The sequence below is a fragment of the Mycolicibacterium palauense genome (assembly GCF_002592005.1).
In the GTDB taxonomy this organism is placed as follows: Bacteria; Actinomycetota; Actinomycetes; order Mycobacteriales; family Mycobacteriaceae; genus Mycobacterium; species Mycobacterium palauense.
The window spans coordinates 1-25888 of sequence record NZ_NVQF01000081.1 but is presented as its reverse complement, the minus strand read 5'-3'; the positions used below and the strand labels follow the sequence as shown (position 1 = coordinate 25888).

20 protein-coding genes are annotated in these 25888 nt (G+C 71.0%); 9 read left to right on the top strand and 11 right to left on the bottom strand.

Going from position 1 to position 25888, the window contains the following annotated elements:
* Positions 1-120 precede the first annotated feature (120 nt).
* The 6 genes from CSR00_RS24070 to CSR00_RS24045 form a co-directional block, all read right to left on the bottom strand.
* A complete protein-coding gene (locus CSR00_RS24070) occupies positions 121-1026 on the bottom strand; it encodes a UTP--glucose-1-phosphate uridylyltransferase (protein WP_099024933.1) in 906 nt (301 codons plus the stop codon).
* Positions 1027-1861: 835 nt separating this feature from the next.
* Positions 1862-2728: a cyclopropane mycolic acid synthase family methyltransferase gene (locus tag CSR00_RS24065; RefSeq protein WP_407662517.1), complete on the bottom strand. Its 867-nt coding sequence runs from the start codon at positions 2726-2728 to the stop codon at positions 1862-1864.
* Positions 2729-2898: 170 nt separating this feature from the next.
* The gene (locus tag CSR00_RS24060) at positions 2899-3765 is read right to left on the bottom strand and encodes a cyclopropane mycolic acid synthase family methyltransferase (protein WP_099024931.1); all 867 of its coding nucleotides are present in this window, start codon (positions 3763-3765) and stop codon (positions 2899-2901) included.
* Positions 3766-3898: 133 nt separating this feature from the next.
* Entirely contained in the window at positions 3899-4825 is a 927-nt protein-coding gene (locus CSR00_RS24055) for an alpha/beta fold hydrolase (RefSeq protein ID WP_099024930.1), read from the bottom strand.
* Positions 4825-6183, bottom strand: a complete 1359-nt coding sequence (locus CSR00_RS24050) for an ABC1 kinase family protein (RefSeq protein ID WP_099024929.1) — start codon at positions 6181-6183, stop codon at positions 4825-4827. Before CSR00_RS24050 ends, CSR00_RS24055 begins: the two co-directional genes overlap by 1 nt.
* Before the next feature lie 53 nt (positions 6184-6236).
* Positions 6237-6863 carry a DinB family protein gene (locus CSR00_RS24045; protein ID WP_099024928.1) on the bottom strand — a complete coding sequence of 209 codons (627 nt, stop codon included), beginning with the start codon at positions 6861-6863 and terminating at the stop codon, positions 6237-6239.
* A gap of 86 nt (positions 6864-6949) precedes the next feature.
* On the opposite strand from CSR00_RS24045, the gene CSR00_RS24040 reads away from it, so the two are divergent.
* Positions 6950-7906 (top strand): helix-turn-helix transcriptional regulator, encoded by a 957-nt coding sequence (locus CSR00_RS24040; RefSeq protein WP_099024937.1) that lies wholly within the window; start codon positions 6950-6952, stop codon positions 7904-7906.
* On the opposite strand, the gene CSR00_RS24035 is transcribed toward CSR00_RS24040, so the two are convergent.
* Complete coding sequence (locus CSR00_RS24035) at positions 7903-8085, bottom strand: hypothetical protein (RefSeq protein WP_099024927.1); 183 nt, start codon at positions 8083-8085, stop codon at positions 7903-7905. The two genes, CSR00_RS24040 and CSR00_RS24035, sit on opposite strands and share 4 nt — an antisense overlap.
* 212 nt (positions 8086-8297) lie before the next feature.
* On the opposite strand from CSR00_RS24035, the gene CSR00_RS24030 reads away from it, so the two are divergent.
* From CSR00_RS24030 to CSR00_RS24020, 3 genes are read left to right on the top strand one after another with little or no spacing between them, the layout of a single operon-like run.
* Positions 8298-8768, top strand: coding sequence for a MarR family winged helix-turn-helix transcriptional regulator (locus tag CSR00_RS24030; protein ID WP_245906462.1), 471 nt, complete (start codon positions 8298-8300; stop codon positions 8766-8768).
* Between the two features lie 33 nt (positions 8769-8801).
* A complete protein-coding gene (locus tag CSR00_RS24025) occupies positions 8802-9245 on the top strand; it encodes an MmpS family transport accessory protein (RefSeq protein ID WP_099024935.1) in 444 nt (147 codons plus the stop codon).
* Complete coding sequence (locus CSR00_RS24020) at positions 9242-12133, top strand: MMPL/RND family transporter (protein ID WP_099024926.1); 2892 nt, start codon at positions 9242-9244, stop codon at positions 12131-12133. Before CSR00_RS24025 ends, CSR00_RS24020 begins: the two co-directional genes overlap by 4 nt.
* Here the strand turns inward: CSR00_RS24020 and hutI are convergent.
* The 4 genes from hutI to hutU are packed head-to-tail and all read right to left on the bottom strand — an operon-like array spanning position 12114 to position 17552.
* Complete coding sequence (hutI, locus tag CSR00_RS24015) at positions 12114-13295, bottom strand: imidazolonepropionase (RefSeq protein ID WP_099024925.1); 1182 nt, start codon at positions 13293-13295, stop codon at positions 12114-12116. The genes CSR00_RS24020 and hutI overlap by 20 nt on opposite strands.
* Positions 13292-14626 carry a formimidoylglutamate deiminase gene (locus CSR00_RS24010; protein WP_099024924.1) on the bottom strand — a complete coding sequence of 445 codons (1335 nt, stop codon included), beginning with the start codon at positions 14624-14626 and terminating at the stop codon, positions 13292-13294. Before CSR00_RS24010 ends, hutI begins: the two co-directional genes overlap by 4 nt.
* A complete protein-coding gene (locus CSR00_RS24005) occupies positions 14623-15867 on the bottom strand; it encodes an allantoate amidohydrolase (protein WP_099024923.1) in 1245 nt (414 codons plus the stop codon). Before CSR00_RS24005 ends, CSR00_RS24010 begins: the two co-directional genes overlap by 4 nt.
* Positions 15864-17552, bottom strand: a complete 1689-nt coding sequence (gene hutU, locus CSR00_RS24000) for a urocanate hydratase (RefSeq protein WP_099024922.1) — start codon at positions 17550-17552, stop codon at positions 15864-15866. Before hutU ends, CSR00_RS24005 begins: the two co-directional genes overlap by 4 nt.
* 91 nt (positions 17553-17643) lie before the next feature.
* On the opposite strand from hutU, the gene CSR00_RS23995 reads away from it, so the two are divergent.
* The 5 genes from CSR00_RS23995 (at position 17644) to CSR00_RS23975 (ending at position 25878) form a co-directional block, all read left to right on the top strand.
* Entirely contained in the window at positions 17644-18438 is a 795-nt protein-coding gene (locus CSR00_RS23995; RefSeq protein WP_218014536.1) for an IclR family transcriptional regulator, read from the top strand.
* Between the two features lie 88 nt (positions 18439-18526).
* A complete protein-coding gene (gene hutH / locus CSR00_RS23990) occupies positions 18527-20062 on the top strand; it encodes a histidine ammonia-lyase (protein ID WP_099024920.1) in 1536 nt (511 codons plus the stop codon).
* A gap of 109 nt (positions 20063-20171) precedes the next feature.
* Positions 20172-24368 (top strand): glycoside hydrolase family 38 N-terminal domain-containing protein, encoded by a 4197-nt coding sequence (locus CSR00_RS23985; protein WP_099024934.1) that lies wholly within the window; start codon positions 20172-20174, stop codon positions 24366-24368.
* A complete protein-coding gene (locus CSR00_RS23980) occupies positions 24365-24976 on the top strand; it encodes a DUF7158 domain-containing protein (protein ID WP_099024919.1) in 612 nt (203 codons plus the stop codon). Before CSR00_RS23985 ends, CSR00_RS23980 begins: the two co-directional genes overlap by 4 nt.
* Positions 24976-25878, top strand: coding sequence for an ROK family protein (locus CSR00_RS23975; protein WP_099024918.1), 903 nt, complete (start codon positions 24976-24978; stop codon positions 25876-25878). The genes CSR00_RS23980 and CSR00_RS23975 overlap by 1 nt, the downstream gene beginning before the upstream one ends.
* Positions 25879-25888 lie beyond the last annotated feature (10 nt).

Here is a 25888-nt window from a genome sequence, read left to right as displayed (position 1 = left end):
CGACAACCGATTCGGCATCCAACAACTCACGCTGATCATCAGAGCGGCCCTGCACCCCACCATCATCCCAAAAGCACAGGCCAACCCACCCCCGCCACGCGGGATTAATTCAGCAGTCTCCTAGGGGAGGTCGGCCCCTTCGATCTCGGCGGCCAGCTTGCGCAGCGCCGGCCCGTACTCCTTGTGGGCGAGCGCGAACGCGAACTGCGCCACGAGGTAGTCGGCCGGATTCCCGGTGTCATACCAGTGCCCCTGGATCACCTGCCCGTAGACGGCTCGGCTCTTGGCGTAGGCACTGATTCCGTCGGTCAGGTAGATCTCGCCGGTGCGGTGCTCGTACCACCGCTTGGTCTGCTCGCGCAGCTCCTCGATGACGCCGGGGGTGATGACATAGCCACCGATGGCGGCGTACGCGGACGGCGCGTCCTCGGGCTTGGGCTTCTCGACGATGCCCGTGACCCGCAGTAGGCCGTCGTCGAGGTCTTCCTTGACGATCGGCACGCCGTAGCGCTGGGAGTGCTCCGGCTCCATCGGCATCAGCGCCATCACCGGGCAGGAGGTTTGCTCGTAGGCGCGGATCAGCTGCTGGGCGCGGGGCACCTCGGCGACGAACACGTCGTCGGGCCACAACACCAGCACCGGCTCGTCGCCGAACGACCGCGCGGCGTTGAGAACCGGGGTGCCGTTGCCATAGGGGCCGTGTTGGTCGAGGTAGGTGATGTGCCCGCGCCGGGACAGCTCCGCGACCTCCTCCACCGCGTCGGCGTAGGCGTCCTTGCCGTCGGCGCGCAGCTGTTCCACCAGGACCGGGTTGGGGCGGAAGTGCTCCTGTATCAACGACTTTCCACCGGAGACCACGATGGTGATGTCGGTGATCCCGGAGTTGATGAGCTCGCGGACGGTGTGCTCGATGACCGGCTTGTCGCCGACGGGGAGCATCTCCTTGGGTATCGCCTTGGTCAGCGGCAGCAGCCGCGACCCCAGGCCGGCCGCGGGAATGACGGCTTTGCGGATCATGCTCTTCATCTGGTCAACCCCCCACAGGTATGCGTATCGGCAACGTCACCGTAGATACGTGTTTGGCAGGCTACACGCAGATCCTCCGCTTCGGTTAGCTGTCGGCCACCCCCGGGGATGCCTGCTGTCTGTCGTGCGCGACCCACCGGACGACGTACCCCCCGACCCGCCGGCTCGACATCGTCCGGCGGGGGCCGCGCACTTCGCGAGCGTCGTACCCCTCGGCGCGGTATTGCCCGATCCGCGACACGACACTCACCGATATCGTGGCAACTCGCGCGCGCCTCCGCTTGCTTTTCACAACGGCGGCTGACCGGCGTTTTCCCGGATGTGCCGCCGGCCCACGGCTAAGGCAACGGCCCGCTGGCCTGGTCGGAGTTTGCTGAAGACCGCACTACGGTGCATGTGTCGACAATCAGCGCGGTTAGATCCAATAAATTTACGTTGCCGACAAAACATCTGATTGCACCGCGGCAAGGCGTCGCGCCCACCGCACCGCCCGCGCGGGCCATAGAAAGTGTGAGCTATGTCACACTGTCGACGCTCGCTCTGAGGTTGCTCTCAGCCCCGCGTCTTAGACTCCGCACAAGGAATTGCAGCGTTGCAGGAGGTGTCAGCCGTGGGACACGGCCCGATGGCGGACGGCCAGCGCCGAACACACCAACGACAGTGTCTGTGTGGCCATCCCCGCGCCGCCCACGAGCACTACCGGGCCGGCGACGAGTGCGCCCTGTGCCCACCGGGCCATTGCCGGGCCTTTCGCGCCGACACCGCACCACGACGGATGTGGGCCAGGCTCCGCGGACGCTGACCCTGCCGATACCCCGGGGCGAACCGCGGACCGCTACGCGGCGGCCCCGGACTTGACGTAGGTCACCAGACTGACGTCGATGCTCTCGTCGATGAAGTGGTACTGGCAGCCCTTGAGATACCGCATGTAGCGGTTGTAGTTCTCCTCATCGGTGGCGGCGATGGCGGCTTCCTTGTTGCGCTCCAGCCGGTCCGCCCAGATGCCGAGGGTCTTGATGTAGTGGTTGCGCAGCGAGAGCACCTCGGGGACGGTGAAGCCGGCCTTCTCCCCGTGTTCGACCATCATCTGCGTGGTCGGGATCCGCCCGCCGGGGAAGATCTCGGTGATCATGAACTTGATGAACCGGGCCAGCTCGAACGTCAGCTTCTTGCCGCGGGCGTTCAGGTCGTAGGGGTGGTAGCCCACGCTGGACTGGATCGTCATCCTGCCGTTCTCGGGCAGCACGTCGTAGCACATCGTGAAGAAGTCGTCATAGCGCTCGAAGCCGAAGTGCTCGAAGGCCTCGATCGACACGATCCGGTCGACGGGGGAGTGAAACTGTTCCCAGCCCTCCAGGCGCACGTCGAAGGTCCGCTCGGTGTCGATCCTGGACAGCAGTCGATCGCAGTAGGCCTTCTGGTTCCTGCTCAGGGTCAGGCCGATGACGTTGACGTCGTACTTCTCCATCGCCCGCTGCAGGGTCAGCCCCCACCCGCAGCCGACCTCCAGCAGCGTCATGCCGGGTTTGAGCTCCAGGCGGTCCAGGTGCTGGTCGACGTTGGCGACCTGTGCCTCGGACAGTGTGGCGTCGGGGCCGGTGAAGAAGGCGCAGCTGTACTTGCGGGTCGGGTCCTGGAACACCCCGAAGAAATCATCGGACAGGTCGTAGTGCGCCTGGATGTCCTCGAAGTGCGGTCGCATCTCGGTGTTGGTGTCAGCCATCGATGTAACTACTCGCCTTCCTGGTGCCGTAACGGAGCGCTCAAGCCTCCACGCGAGTCCCCCCGACTGTGATCTGGCACCATACCCCGCGTCACTCCATGCTAAAACGCCGTCGCTGCCCAGGCGGGCAAGCACGCGGCGTCGTCGCCCTATTTTTCCAGGGTGAACTGGCAAACGTCGGTCTGCCCCTGCCGGAACAGCTTGGCGCAGCCCGTCAGGTACTTCATGTAGCGGTCGTAGACCTCCTGGGACTGGATCGCGATCGCCTCCTCGCGGTGGGCCTCCAGCGCGGCCGCCCACAGGTCCAGGGTCCGGGCGTAGTGCGGCTGCAGCCGTTGCACCCGGGTGACGGCAAACCCGCCCTCAGTAGCGCGTTCGGTGACCATCGGGATCGAGGGCAGGCGGCCCCCCGGGAAGATCTCGGTCATGATGAATTTGATGAATCGGGCCAGCTCGAAGCTCAGCGGCACGCCCATGGCCGCGGCGTCCTTGGGGTTGAACCCCACGATGGTGTGCAGCAGCATGACGCCGTCGTCGGGCAGCACCCGGTGGCCCATGGCAAAGTAATCGCGGTAGCGGTCGTGGCCGAAGTGCTCGAACGCGCCGATCGAGACGATCCGATCGACCGGTTCGTCGAACTCCTCCCAGCCCTTGAGCAGCACCCGCTTGTCGCGCGGGCTGTCCATCTCGTCGAACGCCCGTTCGGCGAATCCGGCCTGATTCTTCGACAACGTCAGTCCCACGACGTCGACGTCGTATCGTTCCACCGCGCGGCGCATGGTCGATCCCCAGCCGCAGCCCACGTCGAGCAGCCGCATCCCCGGCTGCAGGCCCAGCTTGCCCAGCGCCAGGTCGATCTTGGCCAGCTGCGCCTCCTCCAGCGTCATGTCCTCGCGCTCGAAGTACGCGCAGCTGTAGGTCTGCGACGGGTCCAGGAAGAGCCGGAAGAACTCGTCGGAGAGGTCATAGTGGGACTGGACGTCGTCGAAATGCGGTTCGAGTCTTTTGTGAGGCATGGCAATGACTGCCTTCCCGATCGGACCAGAACCGTCCGTTACGCCCCCCGCGACGCACCAGAAGAAACCACCCCGAACTAGGGGGATTTGGTGTTGTCGCCTGCAGCCTAACCGACCGGGCGGCCCGGTGCCGCTATGCCGAGGCTTGGGATTTGCTGTGACCGTGCTCGAACGTGGTGGCCAGCTCGGCGGTCACCGCGTCCCAGAGCGGTTCGGGCAGTTCGTGGCCCATCCCCGGGTAGAGCACCAGCCGGGAGTCGGGCACCGCCCGGGCGACGGCGCGCCCACCGCTGGGCCGCATCAGCTTGTCCGCCAGGCCGTGGATCACCACCGTCGGCACGGAGATCCGGCGGTCGTAGCCGAGCAGGCTGCCGCTACCGGTGATCGCGCCGAACTGGCGTGCGATGCCCACCGGGTAGTAGGCGCGGTCGTAGGCCTCGGCGGCCTCGGCGCGGATCTGCTCCTCGGGCGCCGGATAGGCCGGGCTGCCGATGATCCGGGTGACCCGCACGGCGTTGTCGATGATCACCGCGCGCGGTGAGCCCGGCGGCGGCCCCTTGACGACGGCGAGCAGCGCCTTGGGGTCCGGCGGCGGCAGCGCGGGCTGGTTGTTGCTCGAGAAGATCACCCCCAGCGACACCGCGCGGGGGTGGTGACGGGCGGTGAAGACCTGGGCGATCATCCCGCCCATCGAGGCGCCCACCACGTGGGCCCGCTCGATGCCGAGGTGGTCGAGCACCGCGGCGCCGTCATCGGCCATGTCCTCCAGCGTGTACACCGCCGGGCTGCGCAGCCCCAGGAACGTGCGGACCATGGCCGGGTACTGCGAGCCGCCGACCCGTTGGCCGTCCAGTTTGCTGGAGAGCCCGACGTCGCGGTTGTCGTAGCGGATCACCCGCAGGCCCCGCTCGACCAGCCGCCGGCAGAACCCGTCGCGCCACAGCAGCAGCTGCGCACCCAGGCCCATGATCAGCAGGACCGCCGGGTCGTCCGGGTCGCCCATGTCCTCGTAATAGATGTCCAGCTCACCCGAGCGGGCGTATCCGCTGCGCAGCTCCATCACACCTCGCTGGGCTGGTCGAGATCGGTCTGGTGCTCGCGGCTGACCTCCACCATGAAGTTGGCGAAGTACCCGGAGAACTGCGGGTCGCTCATCATCTGCCAGCGCGGGGCCAGCAGCTTCATGTAGCGCTCGACGTAGAGGAACTGCTTGCCGATCAGCACCAGCTCCCGCGGCAGCTTGACGTCGTAGGCGTCGGCCAGGGTGCCCAGCTGCCTGCCGATCTCGGCATAGGACATGTCCCCGAGGGTCTTGAGCGTCAGCGGCTGGGCGAAGGACTCCAGGTCCTTGGCGGCCTGCGCCTCGGGTTTGACGGTGCCCACCGCGCCCAGCAGCACGACGATCTTGCCGGCCGCGGCGTGGTCCTTCTTGACCAGCAGCGCATGGATCAGCTCGCGCAGCAGCCAGCGGGTCCGCGGATCGATGCGGCCCATGATGCCGAAGTCCAGGAACACGATGCGCCCCTGATCGTCGACGAGCAGATTGCCGGCGTGCAGGTCGCCGTGGAACAGGCCGTGGCGCAGCCCGCCCTCGAACGTGGAGAACAGCAGGGCCTTGACCAGCTCCACACCGTCGAAGCCCTGCTTGCGGATCGCGGCGACGTCGTCGATGCGTACCCCCTGCACCCGCTCCATGGTCAGCACCCGCTCGGTGGTGAAATCCCAGTGCACGTCGGGCACCTTGATGTTCTTGCCCAGCGGGGACGACTGCAGGCCGGAGACCCAGGCCTCCATCGACTGCGCCTCGAGGCGGAAGTCGAGCTCCTCGGCGAGGTTGTCGGAGAAGTCGGCGACGACGTCCTGCGCGGACAGCCGCCGGCCCAGCTTCGCGAACTCGACCAGCTGGGCGAAGCGCTTGAGGATCTGCAGGTCGGCGGCCACACGCCGGCGGATGCCGGGACGCTGGATCTTGACGACGACGTCCTGACCGTTGTGCAGCGTCGCGAAGTGCACCTGGGCGATGGAGGCCGACGCGAACGGCTTCTCCTCGAAGTGGCGGAACAGGTTCTGCGGTTCGTCGCCGAGCTCCTCCTTGAAGAGCTGGTGCACCTCCTCGGTGTCGGCGTGCGGGACCGCGTCGAGCAGGGTGCGGAACTCGCGGGAGAGCGGCTCGCCGAATGCCCCCGGGCTCGACGCGATGATCTGGCCGAACTTGACATAGGTGGGGCCGAGGTCGGCGAAGGCCTGCGGAATCTCCTTGATGACCTTCGTCTGCCAGGCGCCGCGCGCGGGCAGCTTGGTCAGGACCCGAGCACCGGTGCGGGTGAGCTGCCAACCCGTCACGCCGATGCGGGCCGCCTCGACGGGCAGCGGCACCCGGTCCAGCTTGGCCACCTCACGGTGTTTGGTTGAACTCATGCATGGCAGTCTGCCAAACCTGCAGGAACACGTTCCAATCTCTGCGACCTGGCTCACATGTGGTCGCGGTGGGTGCCGCCGGGGGTCTGCCCGGCCTTCCAGGGCGTCAGCCACGGCTGCGGCCCCCAGTTCTCCAGGGCCGCGATCAGCTCGTACATGGTGGCGCCGTCCAGGGATTCCCGCAGGATGTCGGCGTGGCCGGCGTGCCGGGCCAGCTCGTTGGCCACGTGCAGAAACACCCAGCGCACGCTCCAGGCGTCGACGTCGCGGGGAAACCAGGGCGCGTCGCGGGGCACCGGGACCGCGGCGTCCAGATCGGCGGTGCGCGCCAGCCGCAGCGTCTCGGCGTTCTGGGCGGCCAGCCGCTCCAGCAGCACGGTCAGCGTCTCGTCGGGCGTCATCAGGTATTCGTCCCGGTATTCGGCCTGACGGACCTCCATGGGTCGCTCGTCGGGCGCGGGCGACCCGGGCGCCGCGGCCACCCGTGCCATCCAGGAGCGCTGCACCCCGGTGGCGTGCTTGATCAGCCCTCCGACGGACAGCGCGCTGACGGTGGGGGTGGCGCGCGCCTGCTCGTCGGTCAGGCCGTGGGCGACCGCGGGGAAGGCGCTCTGGTGGTAGTCGAGGAACGCCACGAGCGCGTCGCGTTCGTCGGTGACGGGCGGGGCCAGTGCGGGCATGGAGACATCCTTTTCGTGGTCGGTACCCAAACCCTCGCAGCAGTAGCGGACAATTTCTGTCCTCAATGTCGGACATACTGGTCGGCATGTCCGACACCACCGGCCGGGTGCTGCAGCTGCTGGGGCTGCTGCAGTCCCGTCGCGTCTGGACCGGCCGCGAGCTCGCCGAACGGCTCGGCGTGACCGGGCGCAGCGTGCGCCGCGACATCGAGCGGCTCCGGGAACTGGGCTATCCGGTGGCCGCCGGGACCGGCCCCGGCGGCGGTTATCGGCTGGGCTCGGGTGCCGCGCTGCCGCCGCTGCTGCTCGATCCCGACGAGGCGGTGGCCGTGGCGGTGTGCCTGCGGCTGGCCGCCGGCGGCAGCGTCGCCGGCGTCGGCGAATCCGCGCTGCGGGCGCTGTCCAAACTCGATCAGGTGCTGCCGGCGCGGCTGCGTGCCCAGGTGTCCGCCGTGCACGACGCCACGGTCACCCTCACCTTCGCCGCCGAGGCCCCGGTCGACCCCGAGGTGCTGATGACCCTGGCGCGGGCCTGCCGGGACCACGAACACGTCGAGACCGGGTACACCGACCGCGCCGGGGCGGTGACCCGCCGCCGGGTGGAGCCCTACCGGCTGGTGACCACGGGACGGCGCTGGTATCTGCTGGCCTACGACCGTGACCGCTCCGACTGGCGCAGCCTGCGGCTGGACCGGATGGACTCCGTCACGGCCCGCGGCAGCCGGTTCACCCCGCGGCCGGCGCCGGATGCCGCCGAGTACCTGAGCCGGGCGTTGAGCAGTTCGCCCTACCGATACGTCGCGCGGGTGCGGTATCACTGCCCCGCCGAAGAGCTCGCCCGGCACTTCTCGCCGTCCTCCGTGACCATCACCGCCGAGGGGCCGCGAAGCTGCCTGGTCAGCACCGGTGCCGACGACCCCGAGCGGCTGGTGCTCTGGCTGGGGATGGTCGGCCACGACTTCGAGATCCTCGGACCGGCCGAGGTGATCGCCGCCGCGGCGACGGTGTCGGCCCGGCTGGCGGCGGCCCCCGGTCCGGGTTAGCCGGTGCGGCCGGTGCCGTGGCCGGTGCGGTGGTGCAGGCCCAGGAGCTGCCGGCGTACATCGCGGCGCCGCGCGGAGGAGGTGTGCCAGCGCAGCCGCAGCAGCAGAATCCTGCGGTGTGCCTGCCATCCGATGGACAGCGGGTCGCGCCACGCAGGGGAGACGGGCTTCGCAGTCACATTCCCAGTCACATCCGCGGTCGCGTTCTCAGGCGCGTTCCCAGTCACGTTCCCAGCCACAGTGATTCCACTGTGGCACGAGAGGCGCCCGTAGGCATCCGTGGCGGGTGAGTGCCGGAGTGAACTGTTGTCGAACAGTGATCGACTCCACCGGACCGCAACCCGGGATATACATATTGCCTCTATATAGGTGCAGTGATATAAGTACGGTTGTGGACGAGTCGACGGCGGACGACGGCCCCGAGTGCATCGGGGCGGTGTTCGATCAGGCGTCGGATCTGACGGCGCGGGTGCTCAGCGACCGCGCCGGGCTCAGTGTCTCGGCGGCGTTCGTCCTCAACAGGATCAACCGGGAGGGCCCCCTGCGGCTGACCACGCTGGCCCGGTTGGAGGCGGTGAGCCAACCCTCCATGACGCAGCTGATCCAGCGGCTGGAACGGCACGGGCTGGTCGAGCGGTGCCCCGACGCCGGCGACGGCCGGGTGGCGCTGGTCTGCCTGACCGATGCCGGCCGGGTGCTGATCGAGCAGCGCCAGCGGGCGCGCCGCGACCGGCTGACCGCCCTGCTGGCCAACCTGCCCGAGACAGACCGGCGCGCGTTGTGGGAGTCCGCGCGGGTCGCGATGCCGATCCTGCAGCGGTTGGTCGACGACGCCGAGCAGAACCGGCCCGGCCGGACCTGACCGCCCGCCGGTCAGGTAGTGAAAGGTGAACAGGTGAAATCGATTTCGGGACGACGCGCGCTCGGCCGACTGTGGATACCGCTGGTGTTGGTGGTGGTCCTCGCGGTCTCGGGTCTGGTGGTTTCCCGCCTGCACCGCATGTTCGCCTCGCAGGACCTCAACGCCAACGCCGGAGCTGGCATCGAGATCGTCCAGTTCAACCCCAAGGTCGTCGTCTACGACGTCTTCGGCCCACCCGGCGCCACCGCCATGATCAGCTACTTCGACGCCGACGCCAACCTGCACGACGTCGACGCCGCCCCGCTGCCCTGGTCGGCGACCATCTCCACGACGTTGCCCACGGTCAGCGCGAACATCATGGTGCAGGGCGACAGCGACGAGATCGGATGCCGGATCACCGTGGACGGGAACGTGAAAGACGAGAGAACCGCCGAGGGCACCAACGCTCAGACCTTCTGCCTGGTGAAGTCCGCATGACCGCCCCCGCCCCCGCCTCCGCCCCCGTCGCCGAGACCCGTCCCACCCGTCCGAAACTGGCGCACGCCATCCGCCTGCTGGCGGTGCCGATCGTCGGGCTCTGGCTGCTGATCACCGTGGCCGTGAACGTGCTTGCACCGCAACTGGAGATCGTCGGCGAGGAGCACGCCGCGCCGATGGCGCCCGAGGATGCGCCGTCGATGATCGCGATGAAGCGGATGGGTGCCAACTTCGGTGAGTTCGACTCCAACAGCACGGTGATGATCGTCGTCGAGGGCGAGGCCAAGCTCGGCGACGACGCACACCGCTACTACGACACCATCATCGACAAACTGCGCCACGACCCCGAACACATCCAGCACATCCAGGACTTCTGGGGCAACCGCCTGACCGCCGCGGGCTCACAGAGCGCCGACGGCAAGGCCGCCTACGTGATGCTCAACCTCGCCGGCGAGCAGGGGCAGACGCTGGCCAACGAATCCGTGCAGGCGGTGCGCACCGCCATCGCGGACACCCCCGCACCGCCAGGGGTCAAGGCCTACGTCACCGGGCCGGCCGCGCTGACCAACGACATGCACGTGATCGGCAACGAAAGCCTGGCCACCATCACGCTGTTCACCCTCGGCGCGATCGCGCTCATGCTGCTGATCGTCTACCGCTCCATCGTCACCACGCTGATCCAGCTGTTCCTCACCGGGATCGCTCTGCTGGCCGCGCGCGGGGTGATCGCGGTGCTGGCCAATCACGGCATGTTCGGGCTGACCACCTTCGCCGGCAACATCCTGACCATGCTGGCGATCGCGGCCGCCACCGACTACGGCATCTTCCTGTTCGGGCGCTACAAGGAGGCCCGCGGCGCCGGGGAGAGCCGGGAGGACGCCTACTACACCACCTTCCGGTCGGTGGCCCCGGTCATCGTCGGGTCCGGCCTGACCATCGCGGGTGCCACCTACTGCCTGAGTTTCGCCCGGCTGCCGTACTTCACCACCATGGGCGCACCCGTGGCGATCGGCATGATCGTGGTGGTCGCCTCGGCGGTCACCCTCGGCCCCGCGGTGCTGTTCCTGGGGAGCAAGGTGGGCCTCTACGAGGCCAAGCGCGTCGGCCGGGCCCGGTTCTGGCGGCGCGTCGGCACCATGGTGGTGCGCTGGCCCGCACCGGTTTTCGTCACCAGCCTGGCGATCGTCCTGATCGGCATGCTGGGTATCCCGGGCTACACCACCAACTACAACGACAAGAACTACCTGCCCGCCGATGCGCCGGTGAACGTCGGATACGCCGCGGCGGAGCGGCACTTCTCCGAGGCGCGGATGAATCCGGACATTCTGATGGTCGAGGCCGGCCACGACATGCGCAACCCCGGCGACATGCTGGTGCTGGACAAGATCGCCCGCAACCTGATGGGTACCGAGGGCGTCGCCATGGTCCAGGACATCACCAGGCCGTTGGGGATCCCGATCCAGCACAGTTCGATCCCGTTCCAGACCAGCATGTCGGGGCAGACCATGAACCAGGGGCTGCCGTTCATGAAGGACCGGATCGCCGACATGCACACGATGTCGGATCAGATGCAGTTCCTGATCGACACCACCGAGAAGATGTACGCGATCATGCAGCAACTCGTCGAGACCACCCACGACATGACCGCCAAGACCCACGACATGGTCGCGACCACCAACGAACTTCGGGACCACATCGCCGATTTCGACGATTTCTTCCGGCCGCTGCGCAACTACTTCTTCTGGGAACCGCACTGCTACGACATCCCGATCTGCTGGTCGATGCGGTCGCTGTTCGAATCGATGGACGGCATCAACGCGATGGCCGACAAGATCCAGGCGCTGTCCGCCGACATCGACCGGACCGATGCGCTGATGCCGCAGATGCTGGCGCTGATACCACCGATGATCGCGACCATGAAGACCACCAAGGCGCTCACCGACACCACCACCGAGACGATGTCGGCGATGGTGGACCAGATGGGCGCGATGAACGACAACGCGATTGTGATGGGGCAGAGCTTCGACGCCGCCAAGAACGGCGACCTGTTCTACCTGCCGCCGGAGGCGTTCGACAATCCCGATTTCCAGATCGGGCTCAAGCAGTTCCTGTCGCCCGACGGCAAGTCCGCCCGGTTCTTCATCACCCACGAGGGCGACCCGGCCACGCCCGAGGGCATCTCCCGGGTGGCCCCGGAACGCAAGGCCGCCCAGGACGCCATCAAGATGTCCTCGCTCTCGGATGCCAAGGTCTACCTCGGTGGCACCGCGGCGACCTACAAGGACATGCACGACGGCGCCCGATACGACCTGATGATCGCGGTGGTCTCCGCGCTGACGCTGATCTTCATGATCATGCTGATCCTGACCCGCAGCGTGGTTGCCGCGCTGGTCATCGTCGGCACCGCGGCCAGTTCGATCGCCGCCAGCTTCGGGCTGTCGGTGCTGATCTGGCAGGACCTGTTCGGCATCCACATCCACTGGCTGGTGATGCTGATGTCGGTCATCATCCTGTTGGCCGTCGGCTCGGACTACAACCTGCTGCTGGTGTCGCGGTTCAAGGACGAGATCAACGCCGGGCTCAAGACCGGCATCATCCGGTCGATGGCCGGTACCGGCGGCGTGGTGACCTCGGCGGGCATGGTGTTCGCCTTCACCATGGCGGCCATGCTGGGCAGCAGCCTGACCGTGCTCGCCCAGATGGGTTCCACGATCGCGATCGGCCTGCTGCTCGACACGCTGATCGTGCGCTCGCTGCTGATGCCGTCCATCGCGGTGATGCTGGGCCGCTGGTTCTGGTGGCCCCAGGTGGTGCACCCCCGCGGGGAGAACCATCCCGCCCATAACAACGGCGGCAACATCGGCAGGGCTATGCTCGCGCGCGGCTGACCCCGCCGGTGAACACCCGGTCGACCAGCGGCACCCCCGGCCGGTAGGCCAGATGCAGGTACGTCGGCGCGGCCAGCCGCACGAAATCCGCGCGGGCACCGACCGACAGGGTGCCGACGTCGCCGCGGCGCAGCGCCGCGGCGCCACCGGCGGTCGCGGCCCACAGCGCCTCGGCCGGGGCGAAGCGCATGTCGCGGACCGCCACGGCGATGCAGAACGCCATGCTCGTGGTGTACGAGCTGCCCGGGTTACAGTCGGTGGCCAGTGCCACCGTGGCGCCGGCGTCGAGGAACCGCCGCGCATCCGGATAGCGTGCCCGGGTGCTGAATTCGGCGCCGGGCAGCAGGGTGGCCACGGTGGTGTCGCGTGCGGCGGCCAGCGCCTCGATGTCGGCGTCGGTGGCATGGGTGCAGTGGTCGATCGAGGCCGCGCCCAGTTCGACCCCGAGCCGGATCCCCTCGCCGGGGCCGAGTTGCCCGGCGTGCAGCCGCGGAACGAGGCCGGCGGCCATCCCGGCGCCCAGGATGAACCGGGTCTCGTCGGGATCGAAGGCACCGCGGTCACAGAACACGTCGATCCAGCGGGCCTGCCCGCGGCAGGCGTCGAGCATCTCCCCGGCCACCAGCCGCACATAGCCGTCACGGTCGTCGCGGTACTCCGCCGGTACCACGTGGGCGCCCAGGAAGGTCGTCTCGGCGGTGAACGCCGCGGCCACCCGCAGCGAGCGTGCCTCGTCGGGCACCGAGAGGCCGTAGCCGCTCTTGGTCTCGAAGGTGGTCACGCCGCCGGCGCGCAGTTCGGCGGCCAGCCGCGCCACGGTGGCGCCGAGCTCGCTGTCGCTGGCCGAGCGGGTGGCCGCCACGGTGGTGGCGATGCCGCCGCCGTCGTAGGGCTGCCCGGCCATCCGGGCGGCGAACTCCGCCGAACGGTCCCCGGCGAACACCAGATGCGCATGGCTGTCCACGAATCCGGGGATCACCGCGGCGTCCCCGAGCTCCACCCGCTCGTCGGCGTCGGGCGCCTGCGCGCGTGGGCCCACCCACGCGATGCGGCCGTCGTCGACGACGAACGCGGCGTCGGTGAGCACCCCCAGCGGTGAGCCGTCGCCGAGCCGCGGGTCGTTGGTGACCAGTTCGGCGATCCGGGTGTACAGGGTGGTCATGTGTCCTCCAGTACGGCGGCGACGGCATCGGCCAGCGCACGCCCGGTGTCGGGCACGTCCAGGTGGCGGTGGTCGGTGACCACCGGCCGGCCGTCGACGATGACGTCGGTGACATCGGCTGCGGTGCAGCCGAACACGACATTCTCCACGGTCGCCCCGCCGCCGGCGGTGCGCACGGACTCCAGGTCCAGGGCGACCAGGTCGGCGCGGGCGCCGACGGACAGCGTCCCGGCGTCGGGCCAGCCGAGCGCGGCGTGCCCGCCGGCGGTGGCCGCGTGCAGCAGCCGCGCGGCCGGCAGCACCCCGCGCCGGCGCGAGACGAGCCGCTCGTCGAGTTCGACCGCCCGGGCCTCCTCGAACGGGTCGATCACCGCGTGGCTGTCCGAGCCGAGGCTGAACGGGCCCTCCAGCAGCGCGGGTGCCGGTCCGACCCCGTCGCCGAGATCCCGTTCGGTGGTGGGGCAGAAGCAGACCCCGGTCCCGGTGTCGCGCAGGTCGGCGATGTCACGGTCGGTCAGATGGGTGGCGTGCACCGCGGTGGTCCGCTCGCCGAGGACCCCGTGCTCGCGCATCAACGCCGTCGGCGTGCGGCCGTGCACGGCCAGGCAGCGGTCCACCTCGGCGGTCTGCTCGGAGGAGTGGACGTGCAGCGGCACCCGGTGGTGCTCGGCCCATGCCGCGACGGCGGCCATCTCGGCGGGGGGCACCGCCCGCACCGAGTGCACCGCCGCGCCCACCAGCGCGTACCCGGGCGTGCCGGTGCGCAGCGCCTGAACCCGCCGGGCCCAGGTGTCGGCGTCTCCGTCGCCGAAGCGCCGCTGGGGTCCCGCGGCCAGCGGGGCGCCGTCGACGTCGGCGCGCAGATAGCACGCGTCGAGCAGCGTGATCCGGATGCCCGCGGCCCCGGCGGCCTCGATCAGCGCGCGTCCCATCGCGTTCGGGTCGTCGTAGTGCCGCCCGGCGGGGTCGTGGTGCAGATAGTGGAACTCGCCGACGACGGTGTGCCCGGCCAGGGCCATCTCGGCGTACACGGCGCGGGCCAGCGCGAAGTAGGTGTCGGGATCGAGCCGGCCGGCCACGGCATACATCAGCTCCCGCCAGGTCCAGAACGACCCGCGGTCGCGCTGGGTGCGCGCACGCAGCGCCCGGTGGAAGGCGTGCGAGTGGGTGTTGGCCGCACCCGGGATCACCAGGCCGCGCAGCACGTCGCCGCGGCGCGGGCTGTCGGGCTCGACGCCGGTGATGACGCCGTCGGCGACGGTCACCGTCACCGCGGCGGCCACGGTGTGGCCGCCGAGCCAGGCGTGCTCGCACCACCAGGTGTCGCTCATCCGCCGGCCCAGTCGGCCATCACGGCGGCCAGCGCGCGCGCACCGGCGCGGCAATCGGCGATCTCGGCGTGCTCGGCGGGGGAGTGCGACACCCCGGTCGGGTTGCGCACGAACAGCATCGCGGTGGGAACCGCCGCCGACAGCACCCCCGCGTCGTGGCCGGCGGCGGTGGCCATCACCGGCACCTCACCGAACTCCGGGGCCAGCACCCGGCGGATCCGCTCGCGGGGTTCGTCGGGGAACACCACTGCCGGCGACACCGATTCGGTGTCGAGATCCACCGTGGTGCCGTCGGTGGCCGCGGCGCTCAACGCGTCGGCGGCGATCTCGTCGACCAGCGCGCTCAGCGTGTCCTGATCCGCGGCGCGGGCATCGAGCCACGCCTGCACCCGCGACGGAATGGCGTTGGCGCCGTTGGGAGTCACCGCCAGCTTGGCGAAGGTGGCGACCGCGTCGTGGGCCGCCGCGCGCGACCGGGCGTCGTGCACCGCGGTCGCGAAGGTCAGCATCGGGTCGCGGCGGTCCACCAGCCGGGTGGCACCGGCGTGGTTGGCCTCACCGCAGAAGGTGAACCGCCACCGCCCGTGCGGCCAGATCGCCGAGGCCACCGCGACCGGATGGTCCACCAGATCCAGCGCCCGGCCCTGCTCGACATGCAGCTCGACATAGACCCCGACCCGGCGGGCCAGCGCGGGGTCGGCGCCGACGTGGGCCGGATCGCGTCCGGCGGCGGACATCGCCTCGGCCAGGGTGATGCCGTCGCCGTCGCGCAACGCCAGGCCCCGGTCGGCGGGCAGCGCGCCGGTGGACAGTTGCGATCCCACACAGGCCACCCCGAACCGGGCGCCCTCCTCGTCGGAGAACGCCACCACGGCCACCGGCACCCGGGGCGCGGTGCCGGCGGCGCGCAGCTCGTCGATGGCGGCGAAGGCCGACACGATGCCCAGCGGGCCGTCGAAGGCGCCGCCGTCGGGCACCGAGTCCAGGTGCGAGCCGGTGACGAACGCCCCGGCGGGGTCCCCGGTGGTCCCGGGCGGCAGCCACCAGGCCCACAGGTTGCCGTTGCGGTCCTCCTCGACGCTCATGGAGCGCCGCTGCGCTTCGCCGGTGAACCACTCCCGCAGCGTGAAATCGGCTGCGGTCCAGGCAAACCGGCGGTACCCGCCGGAGCTCCGGTCGCGCCCGACGTCGAGCAGGGACTCCCAGAGCCCGTCGAAGCTCCCGAAGTGCGCGACGCTCACGACTGTGCCCTCATCGGGATGCGCACCCCGCGCTCGTCGGCCACCTCGGCGGCGTGCTCGTAGCCGGCGTCGACGTGGCGGATCACTCCCATGCCGGGGTCGTTGGTCAGCACCCGCGCCAGTTTCTCGGCGGCCAGCGCCGTGCCGTCGGCGACGGTGACCTGGCCGGCGTGGATGGAACGTCCCATGCCCACACCGCCGCCGTGGTGGATCGACACCCAGGACGCGCCGGAGGCGGTGTTGACCAGCGCGTTGAGCAGCGGCCAGTCGGCGATCGCGTCGGAGCCGTCGGCCATCGCCTCGGTCTCGCGGTACGGGGAGGCCACCGATCCGGAGTCGAGGTGGTCGCGGCCGATCACGATCGGCGCCGACACCTCGCCGTTGGCCACCATTTCGTTGAACCGCAGACCCGCGCGGTGCCGCTCGCCGTAGCCCAGCCAGCAGATCCGCGCCGGCAGGCCCTGGTAGGTCACCTTCTCCCGGGCCATGGTGATCCAGCGGCGCAGGTGCTCGTTGTCCGGGAACAGCTCGAGCACCGCGCGGTCGGTGGCCTCGATGTCCTTGGGGTCACCCGACAGCGCCGCCCAGCGGAACGGGCCGAGCCCCTCCTCGAACTGCGGGCGGATGTAGGCCGGCACGAACCCGGGGAACTCGAAGGCGCGGGGGTAGCCGGCCTTGCGGGCCTCGTCGCGGATCGAGTTGCCGTAGTCGAAGACCTCGGCGCCGGCATCCATGAAACCGACCATCGCCGCGACGTGTCGGGCCATCGAGGCCTCGGCCTGCTCGGTGAACCAGCCCGGATCCTTCTCGGAAAGCTTCTTCATGTCCTCGAAGTCGACCCCGACGGGCAGGTAGCTCAGCGGGTCGTGCGCGGAGGTCTGATCGGTGACGATGTCGATCGGGGCGCCACGCTCCAGCAGCTCGGGCACCACCTCGGCGGCATTGCCCAGCAGGCCGATGGACAACGGCCGCTTGGCATCCCGGGCCGCCACGGCCAGCGCCAGCGCCTCGTCGACGGAGTCGGCGCGGGTGTCGAGATAGCGCTGCTCGATGCGCCGGTCGATGCGGGAGGGGTCGCATTCCACGCAGATGGCCACGCCCTCGTTCATCGTGACGGCCAGCGGCTGGGCGCCGCCCATGCCGCCCAGCCCGGCGGTCAGGGTGATGGTCCCGGCCAGTGTCCCGTTGCTGTGCTCGTAGCGGCCGGAGGCGGCGAGCTTGCGGGCCACCGCCCCGAACGTCTCGAAGGTGCCCTGCAGGATGCCCTGGGTGCCGATGTAGATCCACGATCCGGCCGTCATCTGGCCGTACATGGTCAGCCCAGCGGCCTCCAGCTCGCGGAACTTCTCCCAGGTCGCCCAGTCGCCCACCAGATTCGAGTTGGCGATCAGGACCCGCGGCGACCACTCGTGGGTGCGGAACACCCCGACCGGCTTGCCCGACTGCACCAGCAGGGTCTCGTCGTTCTCCAGGCGGCGCAGCTCGGCCACGATCGCGTCGAAGGCCGCCCAGCTGCGGGCGGCCCGGCCGGTGCCCCCGTAGACGACGAGGTCCTCGGGATGCTCGGCGACCTCGGGGTCGAGGTTGTTCATCAACATCCGCAGGGCGGCTTCCTGCTGCCAACCCTTGCAGGTGATCTCGCTGCCGTGCGGGGCGCGCACGGTGCGGGGTTCTGTGCTGTGCATGTCCTCCAGCACACCCGACGGGCGGGGATTGCTGAAGGTGGTTTCCGCGGCTAGTGTCTCGTATCCGAGACGTGGCGGGAGGAGGGTTGCGGTGTCGAGCACCTCGCCGGCCGTGGGCCGCGCGCTGGACGTGCTGCTGTACCTGGCCGGCAAGCCCGGCCCGGTCTCGGGTGCGGCGATCGCCCGCGACCTGAGGATCCCCCGCTCGTCGACCTACCACCTGCTCGACGTGCTCATCGCCCGCGGCTTCGTCGTGCACTTCCCCGACCGGCGCACCTACGGACTGGGGATGTCGGCCTTCGAGATCGGGTCGGCCTACCTGCGACACGATCCGCTGGAGATGCTGGCCCGGCCGGTGCTGGCGCGGCTGGTCGCCCAGGTGGGCGAGACCGCGCACCTGGGGGTGCTGCACGGTGCCGAAACCCTCTATCTGCTCAAGGAACAACCGCCGGACTCGCGGATCCCGGTCACTCTCGTCACCGATATCGGGGTGCGGCTGCCGGCGCAGCTGACCGCCAGCGGCCGCTCGATCCTGGCCCAGCTGCCCGCGGCTCAGGTGCGTGCGCTGTTCCCCGGTACCCGGGGGTTCATCGACCGCACCGGGGAGGGGCCCCGCACGCTTCCGCAGCTGCGCGGCATCCTCGCCGAGGAGCGCCGCCGGGGCTGGTCGGAGGAGGTGGGCCTGGTGACCGCGGGACTGCAGTCGGTGGCGGCGTGCGCCTTCGACCATTCCGGCCGGCCGGCCGCCGCCATCAGCGTGACCTGGCGCCAGGGGCATCACCGGGTCGCCGAGACCGAGCTGGTCCGCGCGGTCCGCGCCGCGGCCCAGCAGCTGACCTGGGCCCTGTCGGGCCGCGCCCCCGACGGCTGGTTCGCCGACCTGTGACGGACCGCGGGGGTCCCGTCTGAGATCCGAGACAAAATCGCGGGGTGGGGCGTCCACGCCCGCCACCGTTGGTTCTAACGTCACGGCCATGACCATCACCGTGGGTACGGGTCCCGTCAGTTTTGACGACGTCGTGGCGGTGGCGCGCGCCGACGCCGCGGTGCAGATCGCCGCCGAGGCGGTGACGGCGATCCGCGACAGCCGCCGCCACATCGAGGCGCTGGCCGCCGACCCCACGCCGGTCTACGGCGTGTCCACCGGGTTCGGCGCGCTGGCCACCCGGCACATTCCGCAGGAGCTGCGAACACAGCTGCAGCGCAGCCTGATCCGTTCGCACGCCGCAGGTTCGGGCCCCGAGGTCGAACGCGACGCGGTGCGCGCCATGATGCTGCTGCGGCTGTCCACCCTGGCCAGCGGGCGCACCGGGGTACGCCGGGAGACCGCGCAGGCCTATGCCGATCTGCTCTCGGCCGGGCTGACCCCGGTGGTCCACGAGTACGGCAGCCTGGGCTGTTCGGGGGATCTGGCGCCGCTGGCGCACGTCGCGCTGGCCGTGATGGGCGAGGGCGCGGTTCGCACCCGGGACGGGCAGCTGATGCCGGCCGCCGACGCACTGGCCGCCCACGGCCTACACCCGGTCACCTTCGCCGAGAAGGAGGGCCTGGCACTGATCAACGGCACCGACGGCATGCTCGGCATGCTGGTGCTCGCCCTGGCCGATCTGGACAACCTGTTCCGCCTCGCCGACATCGCCGCGGCGATGAGCGTCGAGGGCCTGCTGGGCACCGACCGGGTCTTCGCCGAGGATCTGCACCGGCTGCGCCCGCATCCCGGTCAGCTGGCCTCGGCGGCCAATCTGCGCCGCCTGCTGGCGGATTCGGCGATCGTGGCCAGTCACCGCACCCCCGACTGCACCCGCGTGCAGGACTCCTACTCGCTGCGGTGCTCGCCGCAGGTGGCCGGGGCCGGCCGCGACACCGCCGCCCATGCCCGCAGCGTCGCCGAACGGGAGCTGGCCAGCGTCATCGACAACCCCGTCGTCACCCCCGACGGCCGGGTCGAGTCCAACGGCAACTTCCACGGCGCCCCGGTGGCCTACGTGCTCGACTTCCTGGCCATCGCCGTGGCGGACCTGGCCGGGATCAGCGAACGCCGCACCGACCGGTTCCTCGACGTCGCGCGCAACCACGGGCTCAACGCCTTCCTGGCCGAGGATCCCGGCGTCGACAGCGGGCACATGATCGCCCAGTACACCCAGGCCGGCATCGTCTCCGAGCTCAAGCGGCTGGCCAATCCGGCCAGCGCGGACTCCATTCCGTCCTCGGCCATGCAGGAGGACCACGTCTCGATGGGCTGGTCGGCGGCGCGCAAGCTGCGCCGCGGCATCGACGGGCTGACCCGGGTGCTGGCCGTCGAGGTGCTCACCGCGGCGCGCGGACTGGATCTGCGCGCGCCGCTGACCCCGGCACCGGCCACCGCCGCCGTGGTGGCCCTGGTGCGCGAGCGGGTCGCCGGGCCCGGCACCGACCGCTACCTGGCACCGGAGATCGAGGCGGTGGTCGAGCTGGCCCGGTCCGGGGAGATCGTGGCCGCCGCCGAGCGCGCCGTCGGCCCGCTGGGGTAGCCCGACCCCGCCGGTCGCCGAGCGTGCCTCCCCGTACGCGATCGTCGGCGTGTCGGTACCGACACGCACGCTCGCCCAGCGCCGGGGCGCAATAGTGGGGGACATGGCACTGGCGGTGACCTCGGCGACATCGACGCAGCTGTTCGTCGGCGCCGCCGATGCCCCCCGGCAGGTGGTCCGGGTGACCTACACCGGCGCCGACGGATCGACCGAGGTGGCTGTCGACGGCGACGGGCTCGCCGGGCGCGCGGCCCTGGACGCCCGTGGCGACGGGGTCGTCGAGGTGCCGGTGCGCGTGACGGATCCGCGATCGGGCCGGACGAGGCGCGCCGCGGTGCACGCCGGTGCGCGCCGGCTGGAGTTCGGCTTCACCGACGCCGAACCTGGGTGGACGGTGCACATGGTCAGCCACTTCCACTACGACCCGGTGTGGTGGAACACCCAGGGCGCCTACACCAGCGAATGGACCGAGAACCCGCCCGGCGGAGCCCGGCAGACCAACGGCTTCGAACTGGTGGCCGCCCACCTCGAGATGGCCCGCCGGGAACCGGAATACAAGTTCGTGCTCGCCGAGGTCGACTACCTCAAACCCTACTGGGACACCCGCCCCGAAGACCGCGACGACCTGCGCCGGTTCCTCGCCGAGGGCCGGGTGGAGATCATGGGCGGCACCTACAACGAACCCAACACCAACCTCACCTGCGCCGAGACGGCCATCCGCAACTTCGTGCACGGCAGCGGGTTTCAGCGTCACGTGCTGGGCGCCGATCCGGCGACCGCCTGGCAGCTCGACGTCTTCGGGCACGACCCCCAGTTCCCCGGGATGGCCGCCGAGGCCGGGCTGACCTCGAGTTCCTGGGCGCGCGGCCCGCACCATCAGTGGGGCCCGATGGCCGACGGGGGAGATCCGCGGCGCATGCAGTTCGCCAGCGAGTTCGAATGGATCGCCCCGTCGGGTGTGGGACTGCTCACCCACTACATGCCGGCGCACTACTCGGCGGGCTGGTGGATGGACTCCTCGGCGTCGCTGGCCGAGGCCGAGGACGCGGTCTACGCGCTCTTCGAGGGCCTGAAGAAGGTGGCCGCGACCCGCAACGTGCTGCTGCCGGTGGGCACCGACTACACCCCGCCGAACAAGTGGGTCACCGCGATCCAGCGGGACTGGAACGCCCGCTACACCTGGCCCCGGTTCGTGTGCGCGCTGCCGCGGGAGTTCTTCGCCGCCGTGCGCCACGAACTGGCCGGGCGCGGTGTGGCGCCCGCGCCGCAGACCCGCGACATGAACCCGATCTACACCGGCAAGGACGTGTCGTTCATCGACACCAAACAGGCCAACCGCGCCGCCGAGGCCGCCGTGCTCGACGCCGAGCGCTTCGCCACCTTCGCCCACCTGCTCACCGGCGCCGAGTACCCCGAGGCCGCGCTGGCCAAGGCCTGGGTCCAGTTGGCCTACGGCGCCCACCACGACGCGATCACCGGCTCGGAGTCCGACCAGGTGTACCTGGACTTGCTGACCGGCTGGCGCGACGCCTTCGAGCTGGGCCGCCGCATCCGCGACGACGCGCTGACCCGGCTGGCCACGGCGGTCGGCGAGTCCGCCGTCACGGTGTGGAATCCGCTGGCGCACCACCGCACCGACATCGTCACCGTGCGGCTTCCCGAGCCCGTCGGACCCGGCGTGCGGGTGCTCGACGACAACGGAGACCCGGTGGCGGCGCTGGTCGAGGACGACGGCCGGACGCTGACCTGGCGCACCGACGACGTGCCGTCGCTGGGGTGGCGGGGCTACCGCGTCGAGGCCGCTCCGGCGGCGGACGGGGGCTGGGAACCGGTCTCCGGCGTGGACGGCGTGGAGATCGCCAACACCCACTACCGGATCCGGCTGGACCCCGGGCGCGGCGGCGGGATCGCCTCATTGCGCCGCGCCGGTCGCGAACTCGTCGCCCCGGGGCGGGTGGCCAACGAACTGGCCGTCTACGAGGAGTATCCGGCGCACCCGAAGGCCGGGGAGGGGCCCTGGCATCTGCTGCCGCGCGGACCCGTCGTCACCTCCGCGCAGCACCCCGCCGAGGTGCGGGCCTACCGCAGCCCGGTGGGCCGGCGGCTGGTGGTGCGCGGCGATGTCGGTGGGCTGCTGCGCTACACGCAGACACTGACCCTGTGGGACGGTGTCGACCGCATCGACTGCCGCACCGTCATCGACGACTTCGACGGACAGGACCGGCTCGTGCGGCTGCGCTGGCCGGTGCCGGTGCCCGGGGCGATGCCGGTCTGCGAGGTCGGCGACGCCGTCGTGGGGCGCGGCTTCGGGCTGCTGCACGAACCGGGCACGGCGCGTTCGGTGGACACCGCCGAACACCCGTGGACGTTGGAGACCCCCGCCTTCGGCTGGTTCGGGCTGTCCTCGGCCGCGCGGATCCGGCTGAACGACAACCAGATCCGGGCGGTGTCGGTGGCCGAGGTGGTCACCCCCGATGAGTCGGAGTCCGCGCCGCTGGCCCGCGAGCTGCTGGTGGCGCTGGTGCGCGCCGGGGTGACCGCGACCTGCTCGGCGGCGGACCGGCCGCGCTACGGCCACCTCGACGTCGACTCCAACCTGCCCGACGTCCGCCTGGCCCTGGGCGGCCCCGGCCGCAACCGGTTCACCGCCGCCGTCCTGGCCGCCGCCGGCACGGCCTACACCGACGAGCTGGACCGGCAACTGCGCACCGGCGGCACCGCCACGCTGTACGTGCCCGCCGCGGCCATGCTGGCCGCCGAGTGGATACCCGACGCCGATCTGCGCGACGTGCTGGCGCTGCCCGTGCTGATCGTCGCCGGCACCGACGACACCGCGCTGCGCGACGCGATCGCCGCCGTGACCGAGGACCTCGATAACGCCGAGATCGCGGTGCGCCAACGGGTTCCGGGCGGCAAGCTTCCCTTCGACGATCGCACCGTGGCCCTGCTCAACCGCGGGGTGCCCAGCTTCGCCGTCGACACCGACGGGACACTGCACACCTCGCTGATGCGCTCCTGCAGCGGCTGGCCCTCCGGGGTGTGGACCACCCACGAGCGCCGATCCGCGCCCGACGGCACCAACTTTCAGCTGCAGCACTGGACCCACACCTTCGACCACGCCGTCATCGCCGGCGACGGTGACTGGCGTCGGGTCGACCTGGCCCGGCGCAGCGCGGAGTTCTCCCACCCGCTGCTGACCCACCTCGGTGCCGGCACCGCCACGCCGCCGGAGCCGGGTTCGCTGCTGCGGATCGAAGGGGACGGGGTGCACGTCGACGCGGTGAAGATGGCCGGCAACCCCACCGCGGAAGCGTCGTGCACCCGGACCGGGGGACGGCTGGCCACGCTGCGGCTCGTCGAACGCCATGGCGGGGCCACCGCGGTGAAGCTGGACTCCGACGTGGCCGCGGTGACGCCGGTCGCCAAGACCGACCTGCTCGAACACCACCGGCGTCCCGGCGGCGCCGAGATCGACCTGCACGGCTACGAGATCGCCACCGTGCTCACCGAGTTCACCCCGCTCCGCACCGTGTCCGGCGCGCTCGCCGGGCCCGCACCGCACGCCGAGACCGCCCAGCCGCTCTACGCCCGGTACTGGCTGCACAACCGCGGCCCGGCGCCGATGGGCGGACTGCCCGCCGTCGCGCATCTGCACCCGCAGCACCTGCACCTGCCCGAGCCTCCGGACAGTGCGGTGCTGCGGCTGACCGTCGCCGCCGACTGCGCCGACACGGCCCTGTCCGGCACCATCGGGCTGGTGTGCCCGCCGGGCTGGTCGGCGGACCCGGACGAGCTGACGTTCCACCTCGACCCCGGCGGCTACCGGGAGGCCGACGTCACCATCGCGGTGCCCTCCGGTGTGCGGCCGGGCCGCTACCCGGTGCGCGCCCAACTCACGCTCACCGGTGACCTCCCGCCGTCCTGGCGCCAGACCGTCGAGGACGTCTGTGTGATCGAGGTGGGCATCGAGGTGGGCGAGACCGCCGGCGCACTGCTGCGCCTGCTCGACGAACCCCGGAAGGTGGTGCTGTCGCCCGGCGACACCGGACGGCTCGGCGCCACCATCGGTAGCGGCGCGCGGGCCGACCTCGCCGCCGAGGCGCACCTGATCGCGCCGTGGGACATCTGGGAATGGGCCCGGCCGGCCGTCATCGGGGCGGTGTTGCCGGCCTCCGGTGAGCTGCGCCTGGACTACACGCTGGCCCCGCCGCCGGGGACCCCGCCGGGGCAGTGGTGGGCGCTGATACGGGTGGCCGCCGCCGGGCAACTGCTCTACACGCCGGCCGTTGCGGTGGTGATCCGGTGAGCCCCGTCGCCGCCCGGGTGAACGGACGGCCCGTGCCGGTCACCGAGGTGGACCGCCGCGAGGCCCGGCTGCGGGCGGTCACCCCGGCGGCGGCGCTGCCCCGACCGCACACCAGCGAGGGCCGCCAGCTGCGCCGCTGGCTGACCCAGGTGATCGTGACCGAGCGGGTGATCGCCGACGAGGCCGCCGCCCGCGGGATCACCGCCGCGGACGCCCCCGCCATCGACGCGGTGCTGCCCGACTCCTGCGCGCGCGCCGAGGTCGGCAGCATCACCGCGGCGGCGCTCGACGGCCCACTGGCCCGCGCGCTGTTCGCACACGTCACCGCCGACGTCACGGTCGCCGACGCGGACGTCGCCGGCTATCACGCCCGCCACCCCATGCGGTTCGCACCCGTGCGGCCCGCGCCGGGCGGGTGGCGGGAACGGCCCGCACCGCCCGCGCTGCCCGAGGTGCGCGAGGAGATCCTCACCCACCTGAGGGGTGCGGCGCGCCGGCGCGCGTTCTCGGCCTGGCTCGACACCCGCCGCGCCGAACTCGTCGAACTCGCACCGGGCTTCGAACATCCCGGCGACCCCCGCCAACCCGACAACACCCACCGGCACTGATGACCGAACCGATTCTGGCCCTCGACGTCGGCGGCACGAAGATCGCCGCCGGACTCGTCGACGCCGACGGCGTCCTCGTCGCCGCCGAGCACCGACCGACACCGCACGGCGACGATCCCGAGGCGGTCTGGGCCGTGGTGGACACGCTCATCGCCGCGATGACCGCCCGCAGCCCCGTCCGCGGTGCGGGCATCGCCTCGGCCGGCCCGGTGCACCTGCCCAGCGGCACGGTCAGCCCGATCAACCTCACCGCCTGGAGTGACTTCCCGCTGCGGGACCGGGTGGGCGCCGCGCTGGGCGGACTGCCGGTGCGTCTGGCCGGCGACGGGGTGTGCATGGCGCTGGGTGAACAGTGGCGCGGCGCCGGGCGCGGCTCCTCGTTCCTGCTGGGCATGGTGATCTCCACCGGGGTGGGAGGCGGACTGGTCCTCGACGGCGCGCCCTACACCGGACGGACCGGCAACGCCGGACACGTCGGGCACGTCGTCGTCGACATCGACGGACCGCCCTGCACCTGCGGCGGGCACGGCTGCGTCGAGGCCATCGCGGCCGGTCCCCGGATGGCGCAGTGGGCCCGTGACCACGGGTGGCGTGCACCCGCGGGCGCCGACGCCAGGGAGCTGGCCGCCGCGGTGATGGCCGGCGACGAGATCGCGGCGGCGGCCTTCGCGCGGGGCGCCACGGCGGCGGCGGCGATGATCGCCTCGGTGGGCGCGGTCTGCGACCTCGACCTGGTGGTGGTCGGCGGCGGCGTGGCCAAGGCCGGGCCGGTGCTCTTCGAACCGTTGCGGGCCGCGCTGGCCGGCTACGCCGGGCTGGACTTCCTGGCCGGTCTGCGGGTGGTACCGGCCGTGCTGGGCGGTGCGGCGGGACTGGTCGGTGCCGCCGCCCTGCTGCGGTAGGCCTCAACCC